At 66.5% G+C, this 21,908-nt stretch carries 20 protein-coding genes; 9 read left to right on the top strand and 11 right to left on the bottom strand.

Going from position 1 to position 21,908, the window contains the following annotated elements; all coding sequences use genetic code 11:
* The first annotated feature begins 61 nt into the window (after positions 1-61).
* The 3 genes from ACFOHJ_RS21925 (at position 62) to ACFOHJ_RS21915 (ending at position 4,900) form a co-directional block, all read left to right on the top strand.
* Positions 62-1,213 (top strand): efflux RND transporter periplasmic adaptor subunit, encoded by a 1,152-nt coding sequence (locus ACFOHJ_RS21925; RefSeq protein WP_378224804.1) that lies wholly within the window; start codon positions 62-64, stop codon positions 1,211-1,213.
* Positions 1,210-4,347: an efflux RND transporter permease subunit gene (locus tag ACFOHJ_RS21920; RefSeq protein ID WP_378224803.1), complete on the top strand. Its 3,138-nt coding sequence runs from the start codon at positions 1,210-1,212 to the stop codon at positions 4,345-4,347. The genes ACFOHJ_RS21925 and ACFOHJ_RS21920 overlap by 4 nt, the downstream gene beginning before the upstream one ends.
* A 73-nt stretch (positions 4,348-4,420) precedes the next feature.
* Positions 4,421-4,900 carry a MaoC family dehydratase gene (locus tag ACFOHJ_RS21915; protein WP_378224802.1) on the top strand — a complete coding sequence of 160 codons (480 nt, stop codon included), beginning with the start codon at positions 4,421-4,423 and terminating at the stop codon, positions 4,898-4,900.
* A gap of 208 nt (positions 4,901-5,108) precedes the next feature.
* Here ACFOHJ_RS21915 and ACFOHJ_RS21910 read toward each other — a convergent pair whose 3' ends face one another.
* The 5 genes from ACFOHJ_RS21910 to ACFOHJ_RS21890 all read right to left on the bottom strand — a co-directional run bounded on the left by ACFOHJ_RS21910 (position 5,109) and on the right by ACFOHJ_RS21890 (position 10,573).
* Entirely contained in the window at positions 5,109-5,327 is a 219-nt protein-coding gene (locus ACFOHJ_RS21910) for a hypothetical protein (RefSeq protein WP_378224800.1), read from the bottom strand.
* A gap of 70 nt (positions 5,328-5,397) precedes the next feature.
* Positions 5,398-6,024 carry a sarcosine oxidase subunit gamma gene (locus ACFOHJ_RS21905; protein WP_378224799.1) on the bottom strand — a complete coding sequence of 209 codons (627 nt, stop codon included), beginning with the start codon at positions 6,022-6,024 and terminating at the stop codon, positions 5,398-5,400.
* Complete coding sequence (locus ACFOHJ_RS21900; RefSeq protein ID WP_378224797.1) at positions 6,017-9,013, bottom strand: sarcosine oxidase subunit alpha; 2,997 nt, start codon at positions 9,011-9,013, stop codon at positions 6,017-6,019. The genes ACFOHJ_RS21905 and ACFOHJ_RS21900 overlap by 8 nt, the downstream gene beginning before the upstream one ends.
* Positions 9,010-9,306 carry a sarcosine oxidase subunit delta gene (locus tag ACFOHJ_RS21895; RefSeq protein WP_378224795.1) on the bottom strand — a complete coding sequence of 99 codons (297 nt, stop codon included), beginning with the start codon at positions 9,304-9,306 and terminating at the stop codon, positions 9,010-9,012. Before ACFOHJ_RS21895 ends, ACFOHJ_RS21900 begins: the two co-directional genes overlap by 4 nt.
* Before the next feature lie 13 nt (positions 9,307-9,319).
* Positions 9,320-10,573, bottom strand: a complete 1,254-nt coding sequence (locus ACFOHJ_RS21890) for a sarcosine oxidase subunit beta family protein (RefSeq protein WP_378224793.1) — start codon at positions 10,571-10,573, stop codon at positions 9,320-9,322.
* A gap of 216 nt (positions 10,574-10,789) precedes the next feature.
* Between ACFOHJ_RS21890 and ACFOHJ_RS21885 the strand changes: the two genes are divergently transcribed.
* From ACFOHJ_RS21885 to ACFOHJ_RS21870, 4 genes are all read left to right on the top strand, one after another.
* A complete protein-coding gene (locus ACFOHJ_RS21885) occupies positions 10,790-12,298 on the top strand; it encodes a helicase HerA domain-containing protein (protein WP_378224791.1) in 1,509 nt (502 codons plus the stop codon).
* A 154-nt stretch (positions 12,299-12,452) separates the two neighbouring features.
* Positions 12,453-12,713, top strand: coding sequence for a 30S ribosomal protein S21 (gene rpsU, locus ACFOHJ_RS21880; RefSeq protein ID WP_378224789.1), 261 nt, complete (start codon positions 12,453-12,455; stop codon positions 12,711-12,713).
* Positions 12,714-12,854: 141 nt separating this feature from the next.
* Positions 12,855-13,700 carry a tetratricopeptide repeat protein gene (locus tag ACFOHJ_RS21875; RefSeq protein ID WP_378224786.1) on the top strand — a complete coding sequence of 282 codons (846 nt, stop codon included), beginning with the start codon at positions 12,855-12,857 and terminating at the stop codon, positions 13,698-13,700.
* 113 nt (positions 13,701-13,813) lie between these two features.
* Entirely contained in the window at positions 13,814-14,284 is a 471-nt protein-coding gene (locus tag ACFOHJ_RS21870) for a DUF992 domain-containing protein (RefSeq protein ID WP_378224783.1), read from the top strand.
* A gap of 181 nt (positions 14,285-14,465) precedes the next feature.
* Here ACFOHJ_RS21870 and coaBC read toward each other — a convergent pair whose 3' ends face one another.
* From coaBC to ubiE, 5 genes are read right to left on the bottom strand one after another with little or no spacing between them, the layout of a single operon-like run.
* Positions 14,466-15,692, bottom strand: a complete 1,227-nt coding sequence (coaBC, locus tag ACFOHJ_RS21865; RefSeq protein ID WP_378224780.1) for a bifunctional phosphopantothenoylcysteine decarboxylase/phosphopantothenate--cysteine ligase CoaBC — start codon at positions 15,690-15,692, stop codon at positions 14,466-14,468.
* Positions 15,689-16,114: a type II toxin-antitoxin system VapC family toxin gene (locus tag ACFOHJ_RS21860; protein ID WP_378224888.1), complete on the bottom strand. Its 426-nt coding sequence runs from the start codon at positions 16,112-16,114 to the stop codon at positions 15,689-15,691. The genes coaBC and ACFOHJ_RS21860 overlap by 4 nt, the downstream gene beginning before the upstream one ends.
* Before the next feature lie 2 nt (positions 16,115-16,116).
* Entirely contained in the window at positions 16,117-16,380 is a 264-nt protein-coding gene (locus ACFOHJ_RS21855) for a FitA-like ribbon-helix-helix domain-containing protein (RefSeq protein WP_378224777.1), read from the bottom strand.
* 55 nt (positions 16,381-16,435) lie between these two features.
* Positions 16,436-18,010, bottom strand: a complete 1,575-nt coding sequence (ubiB, locus tag ACFOHJ_RS21850; RefSeq protein ID WP_378224775.1) for a 2-polyprenylphenol 6-hydroxylase — start codon at positions 18,008-18,010, stop codon at positions 16,436-16,438.
* A gap of 19 nt (positions 18,011-18,029) precedes the next feature.
* Positions 18,030-18,806, bottom strand: coding sequence for a bifunctional demethylmenaquinone methyltransferase/2-methoxy-6-polyprenyl-1,4-benzoquinol methylase UbiE (gene ubiE / locus ACFOHJ_RS21845; RefSeq protein ID WP_378224774.1), 777 nt, complete (start codon positions 18,804-18,806; stop codon positions 18,030-18,032).
* A 233-nt stretch (positions 18,807-19,039) separates the two neighbouring features.
* Between ubiE and upp the strand changes: the two genes are divergently transcribed.
* Positions 19,040-19,669, top strand: a complete 630-nt coding sequence (upp, locus tag ACFOHJ_RS21840; RefSeq protein ID WP_378224886.1) for a uracil phosphoribosyltransferase — start codon at positions 19,040-19,042, stop codon at positions 19,667-19,669.
* Between the two features lie 128 nt (positions 19,670-19,797).
* Positions 19,798-20,340 carry a TIGR02281 family clan AA aspartic protease gene (locus tag ACFOHJ_RS21835; RefSeq protein WP_378224771.1) on the top strand — a complete coding sequence of 181 codons (543 nt, stop codon included), beginning with the start codon at positions 19,798-19,800 and terminating at the stop codon, positions 20,338-20,340.
* Position 20,341: 1 nt separating this feature from the next.
* Here the strand turns inward: ACFOHJ_RS21835 and deoA are convergent, their stop codons facing one another.
* Positions 20,342-21,664: a thymidine phosphorylase gene (gene deoA, locus ACFOHJ_RS21830; RefSeq protein ID WP_378224769.1), complete on the bottom strand. Its 1,323-nt coding sequence runs from the start codon at positions 21,662-21,664 to the stop codon at positions 20,342-20,344.
* Positions 21,665-21,908 lie beyond the last annotated feature (244 nt).

Genomic DNA, 21,908 nt, shown 5'->3' with positions numbered 1-21,908 from the left:
AGAGGGCCTGCCCCAAGGAGCCGGTGAGCCCGAGGAAGACTTTTTGCCAACCGGAGTGCCGATGGCTGCCTGGAAACAAATAGCTTTTGCCTTCGTGGTGCTGGTCGCCGCGGGTGTCGCGTGGATCCGGTACTTTCCGGGCGCCCCGGAAATCCTCGACCGCTGGGGCATCGAATGGGCGCATGCCTCGACTCCGAAGCAGGAGGGCGGCGAAACCACTGCCCGCACCGGCGGCGGCGGTGGTGCGCAGGTCCCGGTCGTGACCGCGCCGGTGGCGAGCGCCACCATCAACGATCGCCTGCAGGCGATCGGCACCGGCCGCGCCAAGGCGACGGTCACCGTCACCCCCTATACCGCCGGCCGCCTGACGGAATTTCTGGTTCAGTCCGGCGCGCATGTCGAAAAAGGCCAGACCATCGCCGAGCTGGATTCCGAAACCGAGGCCATCGCCGTCGACCGCGCCAAGGTCGGCGTCGAGGACGCCGAGGCGAAGCTGGAGCGGGTAACCCGCTTGCAGGCCTCGAAGGCCGCGACGGCGGTCGCCGTCTCGGATGCGCAGGTCGCGCTGGACAACGCCAGGCTCCAGTTGCGCGAGGCCGAGCTTGCGCTCAAGCGCCGCTCCGTCGTCGCGCCGATCGGCGGCACCGTCGGCATCCTGCCGATCGAGGCCGGCAACTACGTCACCAGCCAGTCGGCCATCGCCACCATCGACGACCGCTCCGCCATCCTGGTGGATTTCTGGGTGCCGGAGCGCTTCGCCGCCGCGGTCAAGGTCGGTGCGCCGCTCACCGCCTCCCCCATCGCCAACGCCAAGGGCGTGTTCCAGGGAACGGTGTCGGCGATCGACAACCGGGTCGACGAGAAAAGCCGCACGCTGTGGGTGCAGGGCCTGATCGAGAACCCCGCCGATTCGCTGCGCGCCGGCATGGCCTTCCAGGTCACGATGAAATTCCCCGGCGACACCTATCCTGCGGTCAGCCCGCTCGCCATCCAGTGGGGCACCGACGGCGCTTACATCTGGACGGTCAAGGACGGCCGTACCCGCCGCGTCGGCGTGCGCATCATCCAGCGCAACACCGAAACCGTGCTCATCGACGCGCCGGTGACCAGCGGCGACATGGTGGTGACCGAAGGCGTGCAGAGCGTTCGCGAGGACGGCGAGGTCCTTACCGCCAACCAGGGCCGGCCGGCGACGGGCGCCAGCGGCTCATGACGGAAGTCCGCAACGCCGCCAGCGAAACGGGTATCACCGCTCTTTTCGTCCGCAGGCCGGTCATGGCCTTCGTGCTCAACACGCTGATCGCGGTTGCCGGTCTCGCCGCCTTCTACGGTGTCGAAATCCGTGAACTGCCCGACGTCGACCGCGCCGTCATCTCCGTCACCACCGACTTCACCGGGGCGGCGGCCGAAACCGTCGACCGCGAGGTGACCGACACCGTCGAGGGCACGGTGGCGCGCGTCTCCGGCGTCAAGTCGATCTCGTCCACCTCCTCCTACGGCCGCAGCCGCGTCACCATCGAGTTCAACGACGGCGTCGACCTCAACGTCGCCGCTTCCGACGTGCGTGACGCAGTCGGCCGTGTCGCCAACCAGTTGCCGGACGAGGCCGACCCGCCGCGCATCGTCAAGGCCGACGCCAATTCCGATGCCGTGATGCGGCTCGCCGTCACCGCCGACAACATGTCCATCCAGGACATGACGGTGATCGTCGAGGAGCAGATCGAGGACACGCTGGCCGCCGTTCCCGGCGTTGCCGACGTGCAGGTCTATGGCGACCGCGACAAGATTTTCCGCATCGACGTCGACCAGACCAAGCTCGCCAGCCACGGCTTCACCATCGCCGACCTCAGGGCCGCCCTCGCCTCGGTCGCCTTCGATTCCCCCGCCGGCTCGATCAGCACCTCCAACCAGAACCTGATCGTCCGCACGACCGCCGACGTGACCACGCCGGAAGCCTTCGAGGACATCGTGCTGGGCGGCAACACCCGCATCCGCGACGTCGCCACCGTGACGCTCGGCCCCGACATCGGCCAGTCCACGCTGCGCTCCGACGGCAAGGCCGGCATCGGCATGGGCATCGTGCGCCAGGCCGAATCCAACACGCTGGAAATCTCCGAAGGCGTGAAGGCGGCGGTCGCCAGGCTGCAGCAGACGCTGCCCAAGGGCATGTCGATCAAGATCACCAGCGACGACGCCGTGTTCGTCAACGGCGCGGTGCACGAAGTCGAACTCGCGCTCGGCCTTGCCGTCAGCTTCGTGCTGCTCGTCATCTACCTGTTCCTGCTCGACTGGCGCGCCACGCTTATTCCGGGCCTGTCGATGCCGGTCGCCATGATCGGCACCATCGCCGCCATCTACCTCGCCGGCTTTTCCATCAACATCCTGACGCTGCTGGCGCTGGTGCTGGCCACCGGCCTCGTCGTCGACGACGCCATCGTGGTGCTTGAAAACATCGTGCGCCGGCGCAACCAGGGAATGGGCCCGCGCGCCGCCGCCGTGCTCGGCACCAAGGAAGTGTTCTTCGCCGTCATCGCCACGACCGCAACCCTCGTCGCCGTGTTCGTGCCGATCTCGTTCCTGCCCGGCCAGACCGGCGGGCTGTTCCGCGAGTTCGGCTTCGTGCTGGCGATGTCGGTGATCCTGTCCTGCGTGGTGGCGCTGTCGCTCTGCCCGATGCTGGCTTCCCGCCTGCTGACCACAGCCCCCTCGCAAGAGGAAGCGCCACGCAAGAAAGGCATCGGCTCCCAGATCGGCGCCGCCTTGAACGCGCTTTATCGCCGCTGCCTGCACGCCTGCCTCGGCGCGCCGTGGATCGTGGTTCTCGTCGCGGTCCTGTTCGCCGGCGTCGCCTTCTCGCTGTTCGGCACCATCCGGCAGGAACTGACCCCCACCGAGGACCGTTCGGTCGTGCTCCTGCGCATCAACGCGCCGCAGGGCGTCAGCCTCGAATACACCGCCTCGCAGATGGAGAAGATCGAGCGGCTGATCCAGCCGATGCGCGATTCCGGCGAGATCGAAAGCACGTTCGAGTTCGCCGGCAACAACGGCGCCTACAACACCGGCTTCATGGTCATGACGCTGGCGCCGTGGGAACAGCGCACGCGCAGCCAGCAGCAGATCATGGCCGAGATCAGCACCCTGACCAGACAGGTGCCCAGCCTGCGCGTCTTCCCGGTGCAGCCCAACAGCCTCGGCATCCGCGGCGCCGGCAACGGCCTGCAGTTCGCACTGGTCGGCAACGACCGCCAGGCGCTCGGCGCAGCCGCCAACAACATCATCGACGCCATGCAGAAGGACCCGCGCTTCCAGCAGCCGCGCCTGAGCGTCGACCCGACCCAGCCCCAGCTCGCCGTCGCCATCGACCGCCAGCGCGCCTCTGACCTCGGCATCGACATCACCGGGCTTGCCGACACGCTCCAGGCGATGCTCGACGGCAACAAGATCGGCGACGTCTACATCGCCGACCGCAGCTATGGCGTGAAGCTCGTCTCCACCACCAATCCGGTCAATGACCCGACCGACCTCGAAAACCTGTTCCTGAAGACGCAGGACGGCCGCTTCGTGCCGATGTCGACCATCGCCACGCTGACGGAAAAGGCGGTGCCGCCCTCGCTGACGCGCGAGCAGCGGCAGCCTTCGGTCGGCATCACTTCCAACCTGCGCAGCGATTTCGCCCTCGGCGACGCCCTGGGCGTCGCCGAGGGCATCGCCCAGCCACTGTTGCCCCCCGGCGCCCGCGTGCTGCCGCTCGCCGAAGCCGCGACGCTCGGCGAATCCAACAGCGCCATGGCCACCATCTTCGGCTTCGCGCTGGTCATCATCCTCCTGGTGCTGGCCGCCCAGTTCGAAAGCTTCGTCAGCGCCGTCATCATCATGGCGACCGTGCCGCTGGGGCTGGCCTGCGCTATCATCGCGCTGATCCTGACCGGCACCAGCCTCAACGCCTACAGCCAGATCGGCCTCGTGCTCCTGGTCGGCGTCATGGCCAAGAACGGCATCCTCATCGTCGAATTCGCCAACCAGATGCGCGACCGGGGCATGAACGTGCGCCAGGCGATCGAAGAAGCCGCTACCATCCGCCTGCGCCCGGTGATGATGACGATGATCTGCACCATCCTCGGCGGCGTGCCGCTGGTGCTGGCCAGCGGCGCCGGCGCGGAAGCGCGCATCGCGCTCGGCTGGGTGATCGTCGGCGGCCTCGGCCTCGCCACCATATCGACGCTGTTCCTGACCCCGGTCGCCTACCTCCTGCTCGGCCGCTTCATCACGCCGAACGTGGAGGAAGAGGGCCGGCTCAAGCGCGAACTGTCGGAAGCCGCCTATATCGACATGGAACCGGCCGAATAGGCCGGCCCGCACGGGTGACATTGCCGGCGCAAGGCTTTATCTGTCGCGAAAAGCAGCGTGGACAGTGTGAAGAATGCAGCCGATCAGCCTCGAAGCCCTTGTCGCCAGCGAAGGCAAGGAAGTGGGCGTCTCGCCGTGGCGGGCGGTCACGCAGAACATGATCGACCAGTTCGCCGACGCCACCGACGACCATCAGTTCATCCATTGCGACCCGGAACGCGCGGCGCGCGAGACACCTTATGGCGGCACCATCGCGCATGGCTTCCTGCTTTTGTCGCTGCTGTCGGCGATGACCTTCGAGACCATGCCGCCGATCGCGGGCAGCAAGATGGGCGTCAACCACGGCTTCGATGAAATCCGCTTCAAGTCGCCGGTCAGGACCGGCTCGCGCATCCGCGCCCGTTTCGTGCTGGCGAGCGTCAAGGTCCGGCCGTCGGGCTGGGTGCAGATGGCCCACGACGTGACGCTCGAGATCGAGGGCGAGAAAACGCCGGCGCTCACCGCCCGCTGGCTGACGCTGACTTTCGTCGAACCGAAGGAAGAAACCGCCTGAGCGCGGCGGCGCCCAGCAAAAATCTCCGAGCGTCGATACCCCCACCCCTAACCCCTCCCCACAAGGGGGAGGGAAGCGAAAACGCAGAGCCAAGTCCCCCTCCCCCTGTGGGGAGGGGTTAGGGGTGGGGGTCTTTAAATCCGCGACGGAGCGGAGACGTTCAAGACGAAAGCAGAGTCGCCATAAACAGCGGACCACCCGAAAGGCGCTATTTCCCGTCCTCGGGTCGACGCCTCTTCGGCTTGCCGGGGATCGACGTCGAGATGGTCGAGACCGGATCGCTGGCGGGGAAAGTACCTTCCAGCCCTGCTTCCAGTTCTTCCTCCGGCGTCACGGCGGTTTCCTCCCGCTTCTCCTTTTCGAAAGAGCGGACGGCCGGCGTTTTCGGCGCCTTCTTGTTTTCGGCGGCTTTTGACGACGCGGTCATGCGTTCCTCCTGTTTCAGGTAACGCTGAAACGAACGCCGATGACGAAGGTTCCGGGCCCGGGTCGAATAGTCAGGCTGCGCCGCGCGCGCCTTCGCTCAGATGCGTGAAGACGTAGTCGGAGAAGGAGCGCCAGCACTCGACCCGGAATGCGTCGGCGGCCGTTCGGTAGAGCACGATCTCGCTCTTGCCGAACACCGTGCGCGAGCATGCGCCAACCGGGAAGGCCTCCAGCGACAGGTCCTGCGGGCAGCCGGAATTGATGGCCGCCGCCGCCTTCGCCCCGGTCACCGAGATGGCGACGTTGCGGTGCGAGATGCCGACCGCCGAATGCAGCCCCTTGGCCTTGGCGCAGTCGCCGAGGATGTCGCTGCCCTCGGCGTCGAGCACCAGCCATTCGTCCGGGCCCAGCCACAGCGCGATGCGCTCGCCCTTGGCGGCGGAGGTCTTCGGCTTCTGCGGCAGCGTGACGCCGAGCGCACGCGACAGCGAAGCGACCGAATCGGCGGGCACGCGCAGCGAAACACGCTCTGCCGGCGGCATTTCCGCCAGCGAGACCTCGTTCACCGAAACCGCCCAGCCAGCCAGCGCCGAACGGCGTTCGACCGAAGGCGCGGCGGCTTGGGTGGCCGCTCCAGCCGCCTGCCTGGCTCCAGTCGCCTTAGCCCCGGTTGCCTTGGCCCCAGTTGCCTTAGCCATTGAGGTGCTCCCCCTTCTCGTCGAAGAATACCGTGCCGCAGACTTCCACTTCGATCGTCCGGTCCGGCATCGGCACGTACAGCGTCTCGCCCATGCGCTTGTGGCCGTCGACGACCACGGCCAGCGCGATCGAGCGACCGCAGTTCTCCGACCAGTAGCTCGACGTGACATGGCCGATCATCTTCATCGGGATCGGCTGCTTCGGGTCGGCGACGATCTGCGCGCCCTCCTCCAGCACCACTTTCGGGTCCTTGGTCTTGAGGCCGACCAGCTGCTTGCGCCCGCCGGCGACGAGATCCGGCCGCTTCATGCCGCGGATGCCGACGAAATCGGTCTTCTTCTTGCCGATCGCCCAATCGAGGCCGGCGTCGTGGACGGTCACGGTTCCGTCCGTGTCCTGGCCGACGATGATGTAGCCCTTTTCGGCGCGCAGCACGTGCATGGTCTCGGTGCCGTAGGCGCAGGCGCCGTGCTTCTGGCCTTCCGCCCACAGCGCTTCCCATACCGCCTCGCCGTAGTCGGCGGGCACGTTGACCTCGAAGCCGCGCTCGCCCGAGAAGGACATGCGGAACAGCCTCGTCGGCACGCCGCAGATTTTGCCTTCGCGCACCGACATATGGGGCATCGCCTCGTCCGAAATATCGATGCCCTCGATCAGCGGCTCGATGATCTGGCGCGAGTTCGGCCCCTGCACGGCGACCACCGCCCACTGCTCGGAAACCGAGGTCAGCCAGACGTTGAGATGCGGGAACTCGGTCTGGAGGTAATCCTCCATCATGTTCATGACGCGCGCCGCCCCGCCCGTCGTCGTGGTGACGTGAAAGCGGTCTTCCGCCAGCCGGCCAACGACGCCGTCGTCATAGATGAAGCCGTCCTCGCGCAGCATCAGGCCATAGCGGCAGCGCCCGACCCCGAGCTTCTGCCAGGGGTTGGTGTACATCAGTTCCATGAAGGTGGCCGCATCCGGCCCCACCACCTCGATCTTGCCGAGCGTCGAGGCGTCGAACAGGCCGGCCGTCTTGCGCACCGTCACGCATTCGCGGTTGACGGCGGCGTGCATGTCCTCGCCAGGCTTCGGGAAATACCAGGCGCGCTTCCAGTTGCCCACGTCCTCGAACACCGCGCCGTTCTTCTCCGCCCAACCGTGGGTGGCGGTGCGCCGCGTCGGGTCGAACAGACTGCCGCGCGCATGGCCGACGATGGAGCCGAAGGTCACCGGCGTATAGGGGGCGCGGAAGGTGGTGAGCCCCACCTGCGGGATCGGCTTGTCCAATTCGTCGGCGGCGATCGCCAGCCCGTGCATGTTGGAGGTCTTGCCCTGGTCGGTCGCCATGCCGTTGGTGGTAAAGCGCTTGACGTGCTCGATCGAGCGCATGCCCTCGTGCACGGCCTGGCGGATATCCTTGGCGGTCACGTCGTTCTGGAAGTCCACGAACGCCTTGACCGTCGTGCCCGGGCCGGCGCCGGGGGCAGCGCCCAGCATGCCGCGCGACCAGTTCTCGCTGGCGTCGACCTTCGGCTTGGTGCCCTTGGCCGCCTTGGCGCCCGCGTCCTTCGCGGCTTTCGCGCCGGCCGCATAGGCCTCGTCGATGGTCGCCGACAGCCCGTCCGTGCCGTTGCAGGCGCCGACCGACACGCAATCCTGCGCATAGGTGCCGGGCAGGAAGCGCTTGACCTCGTCGTTGAAGGCGACCTTGCCGCGCGACTGCGAGAACAGGTGCACCGAAGGCGTCCAGCCCGCCGACATCAGCACCGCGTCGACCGGGATCGTGCGCCCGCCGCCGCCGTTCTTGGGCTGCACGACCATGGAGGAGACGCGCAGCTTGCCGCCGACGCGGACCACCGCGCGGCCCGCGTGGATCTCGATGCCGAGGCCGCGCGCCTCGTCGATCAGGTCGCCGGTCGGATTGTCGCGCAGGTCGACCAGCGCGGCGATGTTGACGCCCGCCTTCTTGAGGTCGATCGCCGCCGCATAGGCGCTGTCATTGGCGGTATAAATGCCGACGTTCCTGCCCACCGCAACGCCGTAATGGTTGAGGTAGGTGCGAGCCGCCGAAGCCAGCATGACGCCCGGCCGGTCGTTGTCGGCAAACACCATGTGGCGCTCGATCGAGCCGGTGGCGAGCACCACGCGCTTGGCCCGCACCTGCCACAGCCGCTCGCGCGGCAGGTCGGCGCCCGGGTTCTGCAGGTGGTCGCTGACCCGCTCGGTCAGGCCGACGAAGTTCTGCGCGTAGTAGCCGAAGGCGGTCGTGCGCGAGAGTACACGGACATTGTCCATCGCCGCCAGCCGGGCGACGGAGGCCTGCGCCCACGCCCAGCCGTCCTTGCCGTCGATCCTTGCCCCGCTCTCGAAGCGCAGCGCGCCGCCCAGTTCCGCCTGCTCGTCGGCGATGATGACACGCACGCCCGTTTCGGCCGCGGCCAGCGCCGCCGCGATGCCGGCAGCACCGCCGCCCAGCACCAGCACGTCGCAATGCGCGTATTGCGCCGCATAGTGGTCGGGGTCGGCCTTGTCCGGCGCGACGCCGAGGCCGGCTGCGGCCCGGATCTTCGGCTCGTAGAGCGACTTCCAGGCCGACTTCGGCCACATGAAGGTCTTGTAGTAGAAGCCGGCCGAGAAGAACGGCGAAAAGACGTCGTTGACCGCGCCGACGTCGAAGGACAGCGACGGCCAGCGGTTCTGCGACACCGCCTTCAGCCCGTCATAGACTTCCTGCACGGTGGCGCGCACGTTCGGCGCCTTGCGCGCATCGTCGCGCTCGATGCCGACCAGCGCGTTCGGCTCTTCCGCGCCGGCCGAAAGAATGCCGCGCGGGCGGTGGTACTTGAACGAGCGGCCGGTGAGGTGAACGCCGTTGGCCAGCAGCGCCGAAGCCAGCGTGTCGCCTTCCACGCCCGTATAGGCCTTGTCGTCGAAGGTGAAGCTGACGGTCCTCGCCTGCTTGAGACGGCCGACGCTGGGGATACGGAAAGAGGAGGCGCTCATTTGCCGGCTCCCGGCAGCTTGGTGGGTTTGGGCTCGCCGGCCTTGTAGGTCATGACGAACTTGTCGGACACGCTGTCACGAACGGCATTGAAGAAGCGCGCGCAGCCATGCACGTGCCGCCAGCGCTCGTAGACGATGCCCTTGGTGTTGGTGCGGATGAAGAAGAACTTCTCGAAGTCCTCGTCGCTGATCGAGGCGATGTCGGTCGGGCGCGCGATATGCGCCTCGCCGGCGTTGCGGAACTCCAGTTCCGGCCGCTCTTCCTCGCAATAGGGGCAGCGTATCAACAGCATTTCTTATTCCCCCTCAGTGCGCCACGGCGGCCGCGGCGGCCTCGTCGATCAGCCGGCCGGTGCGGAACCGCTCCAGCGTGAACGGCGCGTTGATCGGGTGCGGCTCGTCCTTGGCGATGGTGTGGGCAAAGACGTTGGCCGAACCCGGCGTCGCCTTGAAGCCGCCCGTGCCCCAGCCGCAATTGACGTAGAGGCCCTTGACCGGCGTCTTGGCCACGATCGGCGAACGGTCGGGCGTGACGTCGACGATGCCGCCCCACGAACGCAGCATCTTCATGCGCGTGAAGATCGGGAACATCTCGCAGATGGCGTCGAGCGTATGCTCGAGGATGTGCAGGCCGCCGGTCTGCGAATAGGACGTGTACTGGTCGGTGCCGGCGCCGATCACCAGTTCGCCCTTGTCGGACTGGGAGATATAGGCATGCACGGTGTTGGACATCACCACGCAGGGCACCACCGGCTTGACCGGCTCCGAAACCAGCGCCTGCAACGGATAGCTTTCCAGCGGCATGCGCACGTCGGCCATGCCCATGATCATCGAGGTATGGCCGGAGGCCACCACGCCGACCTTCTTGGCGCCGATGAAGCCCTTCGTCGTCTCGACGCCGGTGACGCGACCGTCGGCGGCGCGCTTGATGCCGGTGACCTCGCAGTTCTGGATGATGTCGACGCCGCGCGCTGCCGCGCCGCGCGCATAGCCCCAGGCGACCGCGTCGTGCCGTGCCGTGCCGCCGCGCCGCTGCAGGGCGGCCCCCACCACCGGGTAGCGGGCGTTCGGCGAGATGTTGAGCGGCGGGCAGAATTCCTTGGCCTGCTCGGGCGTCAGCCATTCGTTGTCGATGCCGTTCAGCCGGTTGGCGTGGATGTGGCGCTTGAAGCTCTGCACGTCGTGGGTGTTGTGCGCCAGCATCATCACGCCGCGCGCCGAATACATGACGTTATAGTTGAGTTCCTGCGACAGCCCGTCCCACAGCTTCAGCGCGTGGTTATAGATGCCGGCCGATTCATCATAGAGGTAGTTGGAGCGGATGATGGTGGTGTTGCGGCCGGTATTGCCGCCGCCGAGCCAACCCTTCTCGATCACCGCGATGTTGGTGATGCCGTGTTCGGCCGCGAGATAATAGGCGGTGCCGAGGCCATGCCCGCCGGCGCCGACGATGACGACGTCATATTCCTTCTTCGGCTCTGGCGACGGCCATTGCTGTTCCCAGCCCTTATGGCCGCGCATGGCCTCTCGGGCGATGGCGAATACCGAATATCTCTTCACGTTTCTGGCCTCGCGAATGGCAGCCGGCATCGTTCAGCGTCCGGCGTGCGTGGTGTATCACTAGCGAAACGCTTTTGTCATCCTTGCGCTGTTTGCGACGACACGTGGCGTTTTGCGCCGCAATGGCCGACTCGGCTAAGGCGTCTGTGGGTATCGCGCGCCGGCGGTTCGCATTGCCGGAAACGGATGCTAGGAAGGCCCCGACAAGGAGCGACGATGAAGGTTGACATTGACATGGGAGCGGCTTCCCCCGGCAAGCCCGCCATGCTCGATCTCGAAGAACTGCTGGCGACCCGCCTGCTGGTGCAGGGCAATTCGGGGTCCGGCAAGTCGCACCTCCTGCGCCGCCTGCTCGAACAGAGCGCGCCCTGGGTGCAGCAATGCGTCATCGACCCGGAAGGCGACTTCGTCACGCTGGCGGACCGCTTCGGCCATGTCGTGGTCGACGCGCAGCGCACCGAGGCGGAACTGACACGCATCGCCGGGCGCATCCGCCAGCATCGCGTCTCGGTCGTGCTCAACCTCGAAGGCCTCGACGTCGAGCAGCAGATGCGCGCGGCTGCCGCCTTTCTCGGCGGCCTGTTCGATGCCGAACGCGACCATTGGTATCCGGTGCTGGTGGTGGTGGACGAGGCGCAGCTTTTCGCCCCGGCCGTCGCCGGCGAGGTTTCCGACGAGGCGCGCAAAGTGTCTCTCGGCGCCATGACCAACCTGATGTGCCGGGGGCGCAAGCGCGGCCTTGCCGGCGTCATCGCCACGCAGCGCCTGGCCAAGCTCGCCAAGAACGTGGCCGCCGAAGCCTCCAACTTCCTCATGGGCCGCACCTTCCTCGACATCGACATGGCCCGCGCAGCCGACCTGCTGGGCATGGACCGCAGGCAGGCCGAAATGTTCCGCGACCTGGCGCGCGGCCATTTCGTCGCCCTCGGCCCCGCCTTGTCGCGGCGGCCCTTGCCGGTCACCATCGGCGCGGTCGAGACCTCCGCCCGCTCGACCAGCCCCAAGCTGACGCCGTTGCCGCAGGCGCAGGATGACGCCCACGACCTCATCTTCACGCCCGGCCCGGAAGAGGCCCGCATGCCGGTGCGCCGCCCGCCGCCACCGGCCCCGGTGCCCACCGCCGAACTGCTGGCGCAGCTGGCGCGCCCCGCGCCGGCGCCGGAGCCGCCCGCCGAACCGGTGTTCGCCATCATCGACGAGGCGGAGCGCACGGCGGGAATAGAAACGGTTCTGCAGGAGATTCTGGACGACCCGGACGCGGCGTTCCGCACCGACGCCGTGCTCTACCAGGATTTCCTCGTTCGCTGCCGCATCCGCCGCGTGCCGGGCGAGCCGCTCGACCTTGCGGCCTTTCGCCGGATGTTCGCGGTCGCTCGCGCCGGGGTCGACCGCAGCACGGCCAACGGCGAAGGCTGGCCGGTCGCGCTGAAGCTTTCCGAAGGGCTTCCGGCGGACCTGCAAGGGGTCTTCCTGTTCGTCGCGCAGGCGGCCCTTGCCGGCGCCCCCTGCCCGCCGGACGCGACGCTGGCGCGCATCTATGGCAGTCACTCCGCCCGCCGCGCCGCACGCCTGCTCGCCTATTTCGAGGAGCGCGACCTGCTCGTATCACGCACCGATTTCCACGGCCGCCGCGTGCTGGCATTCCCCGATCTCGGCTGCGAAACCGCTCCCGGCGACCCGCACGCGCCCGACACGGCCACGCCGACGCGCGACGCCGCCGAATAGCGGTTGCGAAATCGTGCCCGGCACGCACTCTTTTTGTGGACAGCTTTCCCGCTTTCTGCTATCAGCCCCCGCAATTCGCGGCGGATTTCCCCGCGGAGGCGGGTGGCCGTGGCCGCTTGCCTTCTGATTTCAAACACGAAAGACAGGATTGCCCGTGCAGGTACTCGTCCGCGACAACAATGTTGACCAGGCGCTTCGCGCGCTGAAGAAGAAGATGCAGCGCGAGGGCATCTTCCGCGAAATGAAGATGCGCGGTCATTATGAGAAGCCTTCCGAGAAGAAGGCGCGTGAGAAGGCCGAGGCCGTCCGCCGCGCCCGCAAGCTGGCGCGCAAGCGCGCCCAGCGCGAAGGCCTGCTGCCGATGACGCCCCGTCCGGCCGTCGGCGCTGCGGGTGCCGCGCGTCCGGCGCGCTGAAGCGCCTATCTTTCGTCCCTTTCGACGAATACCCCGAGGTGGCGCGATGTTAAATCGTCGCCACCTTTTTGTTTTTAATTGACCAGGCCCGGAGGGGGACCCGGATCTTAACGGCGGCGAGCCAGTGAGGATCAGGACGAAATGAACGCAGTGACCGAAAAGCGCGGGGGCGCAGCACGCGCATTGGCTCTGACGGCAGCCCTGTTTTCGGGATTGGCCCTGGCGGCTTGCCAGAGCGGCCCTGCCGGCGAACTTTCCAGGATCGACACGGCGCAGGGATCGAGCGAGAACATCTCCTCGCTGACGCAGGTGATCAACGCCAACCCGCGCGACCCGGAAGGCTACAACGTGCGCGGCTCGGCGCTCGGCCGTGGCGGCAAGTACCCGGCGGCGCTGAAGGACTTCGACACCGCGATCCAGCTCAAGCCGGATTTCTACCAGGCCTATTCGAACCGCGCGCTGATCTACCGCTTCATGGGCGACCAGGCGAGCGCGCTCAACGACTACAACCGCGCCATCCAGATCAACCCCAGCTATGACGCGGCCTATATCGGGCGCGGCAACCTGTACCGCAAGGCGGGCCGCACACGGGATGCCTTCAACGACTTCCAGAAGGCGATCCAGCTCGACACCACGGACGCCCGCGCCTACCACAATCGCGGCCTGATCTACCAGCAGCAGGGCCAGCACAACTTCGCCATCGAGGACTTCTCGACGGCCATCTCGCTGGCGCCCGACGCCTCCGAACCCTACAACGGCCGCGGCCTGTCCTACCTGGCGCTCAACCAGGAAGACAACGCCTTCGCCGACTTCAACATGGCCATCAAGCTCGACAGCAAGAACGCCGAGGCCTGGGCCAACCAGGCGCTGGTCTACGAGCGGCGCGGCGACAAGGCGAAGGCAGCGAAGTCCTACCGCGAGGCGGTGCGCCTCAACCCGAACTACCAGCCGGCCAAGGACGGGCTCAGCCGCACCAGCGCCGGCTGACGCCGCATCGGCCACCCCGTCATGCCTGTCCTGCCATGCTTGTGCCACGGTTGGGCAGGAACCCTTTTGCCAGTTCATCATTATTCCAGTGAACTGAAACGAGGGATTTCCCGATGACAATCAAACTCGCCTGCGCCACCGCGCTTCTCGCCACGCTGATGGCCGCTCCGGCCAGCGCCGCCGCCCTCGAACTTGGCATCCTCGATTGTGCCATCGACGGCGGTACCGGCTATGTCGTCACCTCCAACAAGGGCGTGACCTGCACCTTCCGGCCGCATCGCGGCGGCTCGGAAGTCTACACCGGCATGATCAGCAAGCTGGGCGTCGATCTCGGCGCCACCAACCAGGGCAGCCTGCAATGGGCCGTGCTCGCGGCCACCCGGGGCGGCGTAGGCGACAAGCTCGCCGGCAACTATGTCGGCGTCAACGCTGAAGCCTCGGTGGTGACTGGCGGCGGCGCCAACCTCCTGGTCGGCGGCTTTCACGATTCCATCACCCTGCAGCCATTGAGCGTCCAGGCACAGACCGGCCTCAACCTCGCCGTGGCGGTGACCCAATTGGAACTCATCCGCTCCTTCAAGTAGCGGGATTTCGCTGACAGGGAGTGGGGCGCCACCTGCCAAGAAACCACCCTCCTGCCGGCTCCAGCACCTCTCCACAAGAGGGAGGGGGACTTGGTTGCGACCTTTCCACTCCCCTCCCCATTGTGGGGAGGGGTAGGGGTGGGGGTATCTTGCCAGGTAAATGCCCTACAGAAAGGTCCCGTCAGCCGCCCGCCGCGCCCAGCTTTTCGGCAATGAGCGCGGCCAGCTTCGTGGCCACTTCGTCCTTGCTCATTTCCGGCCATTCCTCGACGCCTGCCTTGGAGACGATGCGCACGCGGTTACGCTCGCCACCCATCACGCCAGCTTTGCCGCCACCATGCGAAACGTCGTTGGCGACGATGAAGTCCGCGCCTTTCTTGTTCAGCTTGGCTTGCGCGTTGGCGATCAGGTTCTGCGTCTCGGCAGCAAAACCGACGACGAGCGCAGGTCGGTTCCTGTGATGTCCGACGCCGGCGAGGATGTCGGGATTCTCGACCATCTGCAGGGCCGGCGGCCCCTCGCCCGCAACCTTCTTGATCTTTTCGCCGGCCGAATCCGCCATGCGCCAGTCGGCCACGGCGGCGACGAACACGGCCGCATCGGCCGGCAGCAGCTTTTCCACCGCAGCCTGCATTTCGCGCGCGGTCTCCACGTGGATGGTGCGAACGCCCGCCGGATCGGGGATCGTCACCGGGCCGGAAACGAGGTGTACCTCCGCGCCGAGCTTCGCCAATGCCGCGGCAATGGCATGGCCCTGCTTGCCCGACGAACGGTTGGCGATATAGCGCACCGGGTCGATCGGCTCGTGCGTCGGGCCTGAGGTCAGGATGATCTTCTTCCCCGTCAATGGCCTGCCGCCGCCGGCAACAAGCGCCTCGACGGAGGCAACGATCTCCAGCGGCTCGGCCATGCGCCCTTCGCCCGCCTCGCCGCTTTCCGCCATCTCGCCCCTGCCCGGCCCGACGAAGGCGATGCCGTCCCTTTCCAGCGTCGCGCGGTTGCGCCGCGTCGCCGGATGCGCCCACATCTTCGGGTTCATCGCCGGCGCCATCAGCACCGGCCGGTCGGCGGCAAGCAGCACGGCGGAGGCCAGATCGTTCGCCAGTCCGTTCGCCAGCTTCGCCATCAGGTCGGCGGTAGCGGGCGCCACGGCGATGACATCGGTGTCGCGGGCGAGCCTGATATGGCCGACATCCTGCTCGTCCTGCCGGTCAAACAGGTCGGTGAAGACATGATCGGCGCTCAGGGCTCCAACCGACAGCGGCGTGATGAATTCCTGCGCCGCCGCCGTCATCACGCAACGCACTGCCGCACCGCGCTCGCGCAGCCGCCGGATGAGATCGAGCGCCTTGTAGGCGGCGATGCCGCCTCCCACGATCAACAGGACGCGCTTGCCGGAAAGGATCATGCCGCTGCTTCCCAAGGGTTGATGATTTCGACGCCGCAATGTTCGAAATCACGGACATTGCGGGTAACGATAGCGAAACCTCGCGTTTTGGTGATTGCGGCGATTTGCGCGTCGAACTGTGCGACAGGCCGCCCGATCCGTCGCCGGTCGGCAACGATCCCAGCATAAGCCTCGGCCTCCAAAGTCCCGAATGGCAAGACGGGCGTTTTCAACCAGCGGCTGAAAAATGCTCCGATGACCAAGCCGAACTCCGCTTTGCGCCTTCCCGCAGGCATGTAGGCCAAGCCTAAGAGCAACTCAGCCTTGCTTGGAGACGTCACGAATATGTTTTCCGGAATTACGGCATCCATCCATGCGGCAACCCCGGGATCGGGACGCGGCCGGAAACTTTCTGATATCACGTTCGTATCGAGGACGAACATGGTCACTCGAATATCGGTGGGTCACGGGGTGGACCGCGTTCCGGCAATTCGATTTCAAAGCCTCCATAGGATTCCACCAGATTTCTGATCGCCTCATACAGGCTCGCACCTTCGCGCGGCTCGTCGTTTTCGCCGACAGGCTCATCCGCAGCGCGATCGAGAATGGACCGTACCTCCTGTTCGACGGATATGCCTTTACGTGCCGCTCGCAACCTCAGCGCCTGCTTGGTATATTCCTTGACATTCCGAACCGTCAGCGTGGCCATCGAACAATCCTCCTGCCATGACTGCAATGTATGCACTGCATGCATTGCAGTCAAATCACGCCAATTTCCACACCAGCCACACCAGCGCCAGCGCGATCACCCACAGCGCCACCCGGCCGGAGCGTGTGGCGCGCGCTTCGGCCTTGCCGATCGCCCTTGCCGTCGCGTCGTCGAAGCGCAGGCCGTGCTCGGCCATCAGGTCGATTTCCCGCGACAGCCGCTCGGTGCGCTGCGCAAACTCCGGAGCCTGGCGCGCCAGGTGCATCAGCGCGCCGACGCCTTCGCGTGCATCGCTCAAAATCCCGCGCGGGCCGAGATTGTCGCGGATCCAGCCGCCGACCACCGGCTCGGATGTCTTCCACATGTTGAAGGCGGGGTCGAGGGTGCGCGCCACCCCTTCCACCACCACCATGGTCTTTTGCAGCAGAATCAGTTCGGGCCGCGTCTGCATGTCGAACAGTTCCGTCACCTCGAACAGAAGCGTCAGCAGCTTGGCCATGGAAATGGTTTCCGCCGGCTGGCCGTGGATCGGCTCGCCGATGGCGCGGATGGCCTGTGCGAAGGCCGCGACGTCATGCTTCATCGGCACATAGCCGGCCTCGAAATGCACCTCGGCGACCCGCAGGTAGTCGCGCGTGATGAAGCCGTAGAGGATTTCGGCCAGGAACCGCCGCTCCTTCTTGCCGAGCCGCCCGGCAATGCCGAGGTCGACGGCGACGATGGTGCCGTTCGCCTCCACGAACAGGTTGCCCGGATGCATGTCGGCATGGAAGAAGCCGTCACGCAGCGTGTGCCGCAGGAACGACTGGATGAGGTTGGCGGCGATGACCTTGAGATCGTGGCCGGCATCGGCAAGGCCGGCTACGTCGTTCATCTTGATGCCGTCGATCCATTCCATCGTCAGCACGTCGCGGCCGGTACGCTCCCAGTCGACCACGGGAACGCGGAAGCCCGGATCGTCCTTCGTATTCTCGCCGAGTTCCGAAAGGGCCGCCGCCTCCAGCCGCAGGTCCATCTCGATCTTGGTGGTCTGGGCGAGCGTCTCCGTAACCTCGACCGGACGCAGGCGGCGCGACGAGGGGATGTATCTTTCCTGCAGGCGCGCGGCGAGGAAGAAGCTTTCGAGATCGTGGGCGAAACGGCGGCGCACGCCAGGCCGGATGATTTTTACCGCCACCGTCGTGCTGCCGTTCTCTCCAGCCACTTCCGCAGGATGCACCTGGGCGATCGAGGCGGCGGCCACCGCCTCGCCGAAGCTGGTGTAGAGGTCCTCGGGCGCGCGTCCGAGCGACGACTCGATGGCGGCCAGCGCCTCGACCTTGGGAAAGGTCGGCATCTTGTCCTGCAGCAGGGCGAGGTCGAGCGCGATGTCGTTGCCGACCACGTCGGGCCGCGTCGCCATGAACTGGCCGAGCTTGACATAGGAGGGACCGAGCCGCGCCACCGCCTTGGCCAGCCGGTCGCTGCGCCGGTAGCGCCGCGCGCTGCGGCGGGTGGCGAGCCGCGCCATCCGCCAGCCGAATTTCGGCAGGCCGGAAAGCTGGTCGCCGGGCAGCGCCGCGACCACGCCCTCGCGCACCAGCACCCAGCCGGCCTTCGCGAGCCGGAACCCGGCGCCGAACCTGCTCATCGCCACCTCATTCTCGAAATCAAAGCTTCCAGCCCGAATGGGCGGCGGCGATGCCGGCGGAATAGTTGCGCCAGGTGACGCGGCCAAAGCCGGCGCGCGTTATCATGGCGGCGAAATTGGCCTGGTTGGGGAATTTTCGGATCGATTCCACCAGATAGGAATAAGGCTCGCCGTCGCCGGTGACGGCCTTGCCGATCTTCGGGATCGCGTTGAACGACCACGCGTCATAGACCTTTTCGAGCAGCGGCATGTCCACTTCCGAAAACTCCAGGCACAGGAAGCGCCCGCCCGGCTTCAATACCCGGAACGCCTCGGAAAGGGCGGTGTCGATGCGCGGCACGTTGCGGATGCCGAAGGCGATCGTATAGGCGTCGAAGCTGGCGTCCTCGAACGGCAGTTCCTCGGCATTGGCCTCGACGAAATCGACGTTTGCGGCAAGGCCCCGCTTCCCGGCCCGGTCGCGGCCGACCGAAAGCATCGAACCGTTGATGTCGAGCACCGTCACATGGGCGTTTCGCTGGCTGGCCTCGATGATCTTGAAGGCGATGTCGCCGGTACCGCCGGCGACGTCGAGCGAACGCCAGCCCGGCCGCTTCGGCGGGTTGAGCCAGGCGACGGCGGCGTCCTTCCAGACCCGGTGCATGCCGGCCGACATCAGGTCGTTCATCAGGTCGTAGCGGTCGGCGACCTTGTGGAACACCTCGTTGACCAGCGGCTGCTTCTCGCCCTCAGCCACCTGCCTGAAGCCATAGGAGGTTTCCATGCCGCCGGTGGCTTTGGTTCGCTCAACTGACATTATTCCGATCCGCCTTGAAACGGGCGCGACCATAACCGATCAGGATAGCGGGCGCTATCGTTTAAGGCGCGGCGGTGCGCCGCGCGGCCGCAGGCGGGAAGGTGGCGGGGCAAGGCAGGGCGGGGCCAAATCAGGATCAGTTGTGGAGTTGGCCCTGTTCGGCTTCGACAAGGACTCGCCAAACCATGCGCCATTCACTATTCACGAAGGATCACCTTTTGCCGGAGCACATCATGCAGGGCGTCACCGTCGTCGATCATCCGCTGGTGCAGCACAAGCTTTCCATCATGCGCAAGCAGGAAACCTCCACGGCCGGCTTCCGGCGCCTGCTGCGCGAAATATCGCTGCTGCTCGGCTACGAGGTGACGCGCAACCTCGAACTGACGACCACCACGATCGAGACGCCCATGGAAACCATGGAAGCGCCGATCCTCGAGGGCAAGAAGCTGGTGTTCGCCTCGGTGCTGCGCGCCGGCAACGGCCTGCTCGAAGGCTTGCTCGACCTGGTGCCCGCGGCGCGCGTCGCCCATATCGGCCTTTACCGCGACCACGAGACGCTGGAGGCGGTCGAATATTTCTTCAAAGCGCCCAGCGACCTCGGCGACCGTCTGGTCATCGTCGTCGACCCGATGCTGGCGACCGCCAATTCGGCCATCGCGGCGGTCGAGAAGCTGAAGGAACGCGGCGCCACCAACCTGCGCTTCCTGTGCCTGCTGGCAGCCCCCGAGGGCATCGAGCGGTTCACCAAGGCGCATCCCGACGTTCCGGTCTATACCGCGTCCATCGACCGCCAGCTCAACGAGAAGGGCTACATCCTGCCCGGCCTCGGCGACGCCGGCGACCGCCTCTACGGCACCAAATAGGCTGGGTTTCCTTTACCGTCCATTGACCGAAACAAACGGTTTTCCCGGCCACGCGCACGCGTTGCGCGCCGGGTAAAGGCGAAAAACACCATTGCCGATCCAGCATGCTGCCTTCGGAGGGTATCGGCATGCTACGCAATCTCGTCGTCCTGGGTGGAATAGCCGTCGCCTTCGCGGCCGTACCGGTTGTCTTTCAATCGAACCCGGATGCTTTCCACGCCCTGTTTTCTCCCGCGCCGCGCGACGAGGCGCCCGCCTCTACCGTGGCGGCGGTTCACCCGGTCACGGCGCAACCGCTCGGCCGCAAGGTCAGCGTTCCCGCCGATGCGCGCGGCCACTACGCGGCCTCGTTCCGGCTGAACGGCCGGCAGATCGACGCCTTGATCGACACCGGCGCAACGCTGGTCGCCATCACCAGTTCGACCGCGCGCCGTGTCGGCCTGTCGCTCAATCCTGCGGATTTCCGGCAATCGGTGTCCACCGCCAATGGCGTCACCAAGGCCGCGCTGGTCACGCTGGACCGGCTGGAGATCGGCCGCATCTCACTCGACGACGTGCAGGCCGTGGTGCTCGACGACCACGCGCTTCAGACCAACCTGATCGGCATGAGCTTCCTCAACCGCCTGGAAAAATTCCAGGCAAAGGACGGCGAATTGCTGCTGGCGCAGTAGGTTACGCCTCGCGCGGGCCGATGCGCCGCAGCACCGCCTTCTTCGCCGTCGGCCTTGCCGGACCGATCCCGTAGCAGCGCAGAACGGCCGCGGCCGCCCGCTCGGCATCGTCTTGCGAGCGCGCATGGACCACGGCCAGCGCCTCGCCCGCCGCCACTTCCGCACCCAGCGGCAACAACCGGTCGAACCCGACCGAATGGTCGATCGCATCTTCCGCCCGGCTGCGTCCGCCACCGAGAGCGACCACCGCAATGCCGAGGTCACGGGTAGCGATCTCGGTGACGAAACCGCCGGCCGGCGCCCGCACCGGATGTTCGACCGGCGCTTTCGGCAGGTAGGTTTCCATCTTCTCGATGAAATCTGCCGGCCCGTCGAGCGCCGCCACCATCCGTCCGAACACCGCCGCGGCACGTCCGCTGTCCAGCGCATCTACGGCGCGTCGGGCGGCGTCCTGATGGGTCGGCGCCAGGCCCGCCGATTCCAGCATTTCGGCGGCCAGCGCCAACGTCACCGTTTCAAGACGCGGATCGCGCGCACGGCCGGTCAGGAAGTCGACCGCGTTCCTTACTTCCAGCGCGTTGCCGGCAGCCGAGGCCAGCGGCTGGTCCATGCCGGTGATCAGCGCAGAGGTTTTCAGGCCGGCCCCGTTGGCGACCTCGACTAGGCTGGTCGCCAAGGCGGTCGCATCGCGCGACTTTTCCATGAAGGCGCCGTTGCCGAGTTTCACGTCCAGCACCAGCGAGCCCAGCCCGGCAGCCAGCTTCTTCGACAGGATGGAGGCGGTGATCAGCGGCACCGATTCGACGGTCGCCGTCACGTCGCGGATGGCGTAGAGCTTCCGGTCGGCTGGCGCGACGTCGGCCGTCTGGCCGATGATGGCGCAGCCCGTTTCCAGCACCGCCTTGCGGAAAAGCGCGAGGTCGGGCTGGCTTTTATAGCCAGGAATGGAATCCATCTTGTCCAGCGTACCGCCGGTGTGGCCGAGTCCGCGCCCCGAAACCATCGGCACATAGGCGCCGCAGGCAGCGACGATGGGCGCCAGCACCAGCGAGACGTTGTCGCCGACGCCGCCGGTGGAATGTTTGTCGGTGACCGGGCCGGGCAGGTGCGACCAGTCGAGCATGGTCCCCGAATCGCGCATCGCCAGGGTCAGCGCCACCGCCTCGTCGCGGCTCATGCCGTTGAAGAAGACGGCCATGGCAAAGGCCGCCGCCTGGCTGTCGGAAACCGTTCCCACCGCCAGCCCGCCGATGAAAGCCGCGATCTCCTCGGCTGCGAGCCTCTGGCCGTCGCGTTTCCTGCGGATGATCTCCTGTGGCAGCATGGGATTCACCGACGCAATTGAGGGCAGCGCCCCATGCCGTCTCCCTCTGGCCCGCCGGCAAGGCTACTGCCTATGAGGTCCGACCCCCACTCCGTCGCGCTTCGCGCGCCACCTCTCCCCCGATCGACGGGGGAGAGGAAACGCCAATCACAAGCGCGGCGCCCTTCCTCTCCCCTTTTGAGGGCAGTGTTTACATTGGACTCGTGATGAGGTGTCTGTTGAAGAACAGGGCGAGGGTTATGTC

It is taken from the genome of Aquamicrobium soli (genome assembly GCF_042646345.1).
Classification (GTDB): domain Bacteria; phylum Pseudomonadota; class Alphaproteobacteria; order Rhizobiales; family Rhizobiaceae; genus Mesorhizobium; species Mesorhizobium soli_A.
This window is presented reverse-complemented; position numbering and strand designations above follow the sequence as displayed.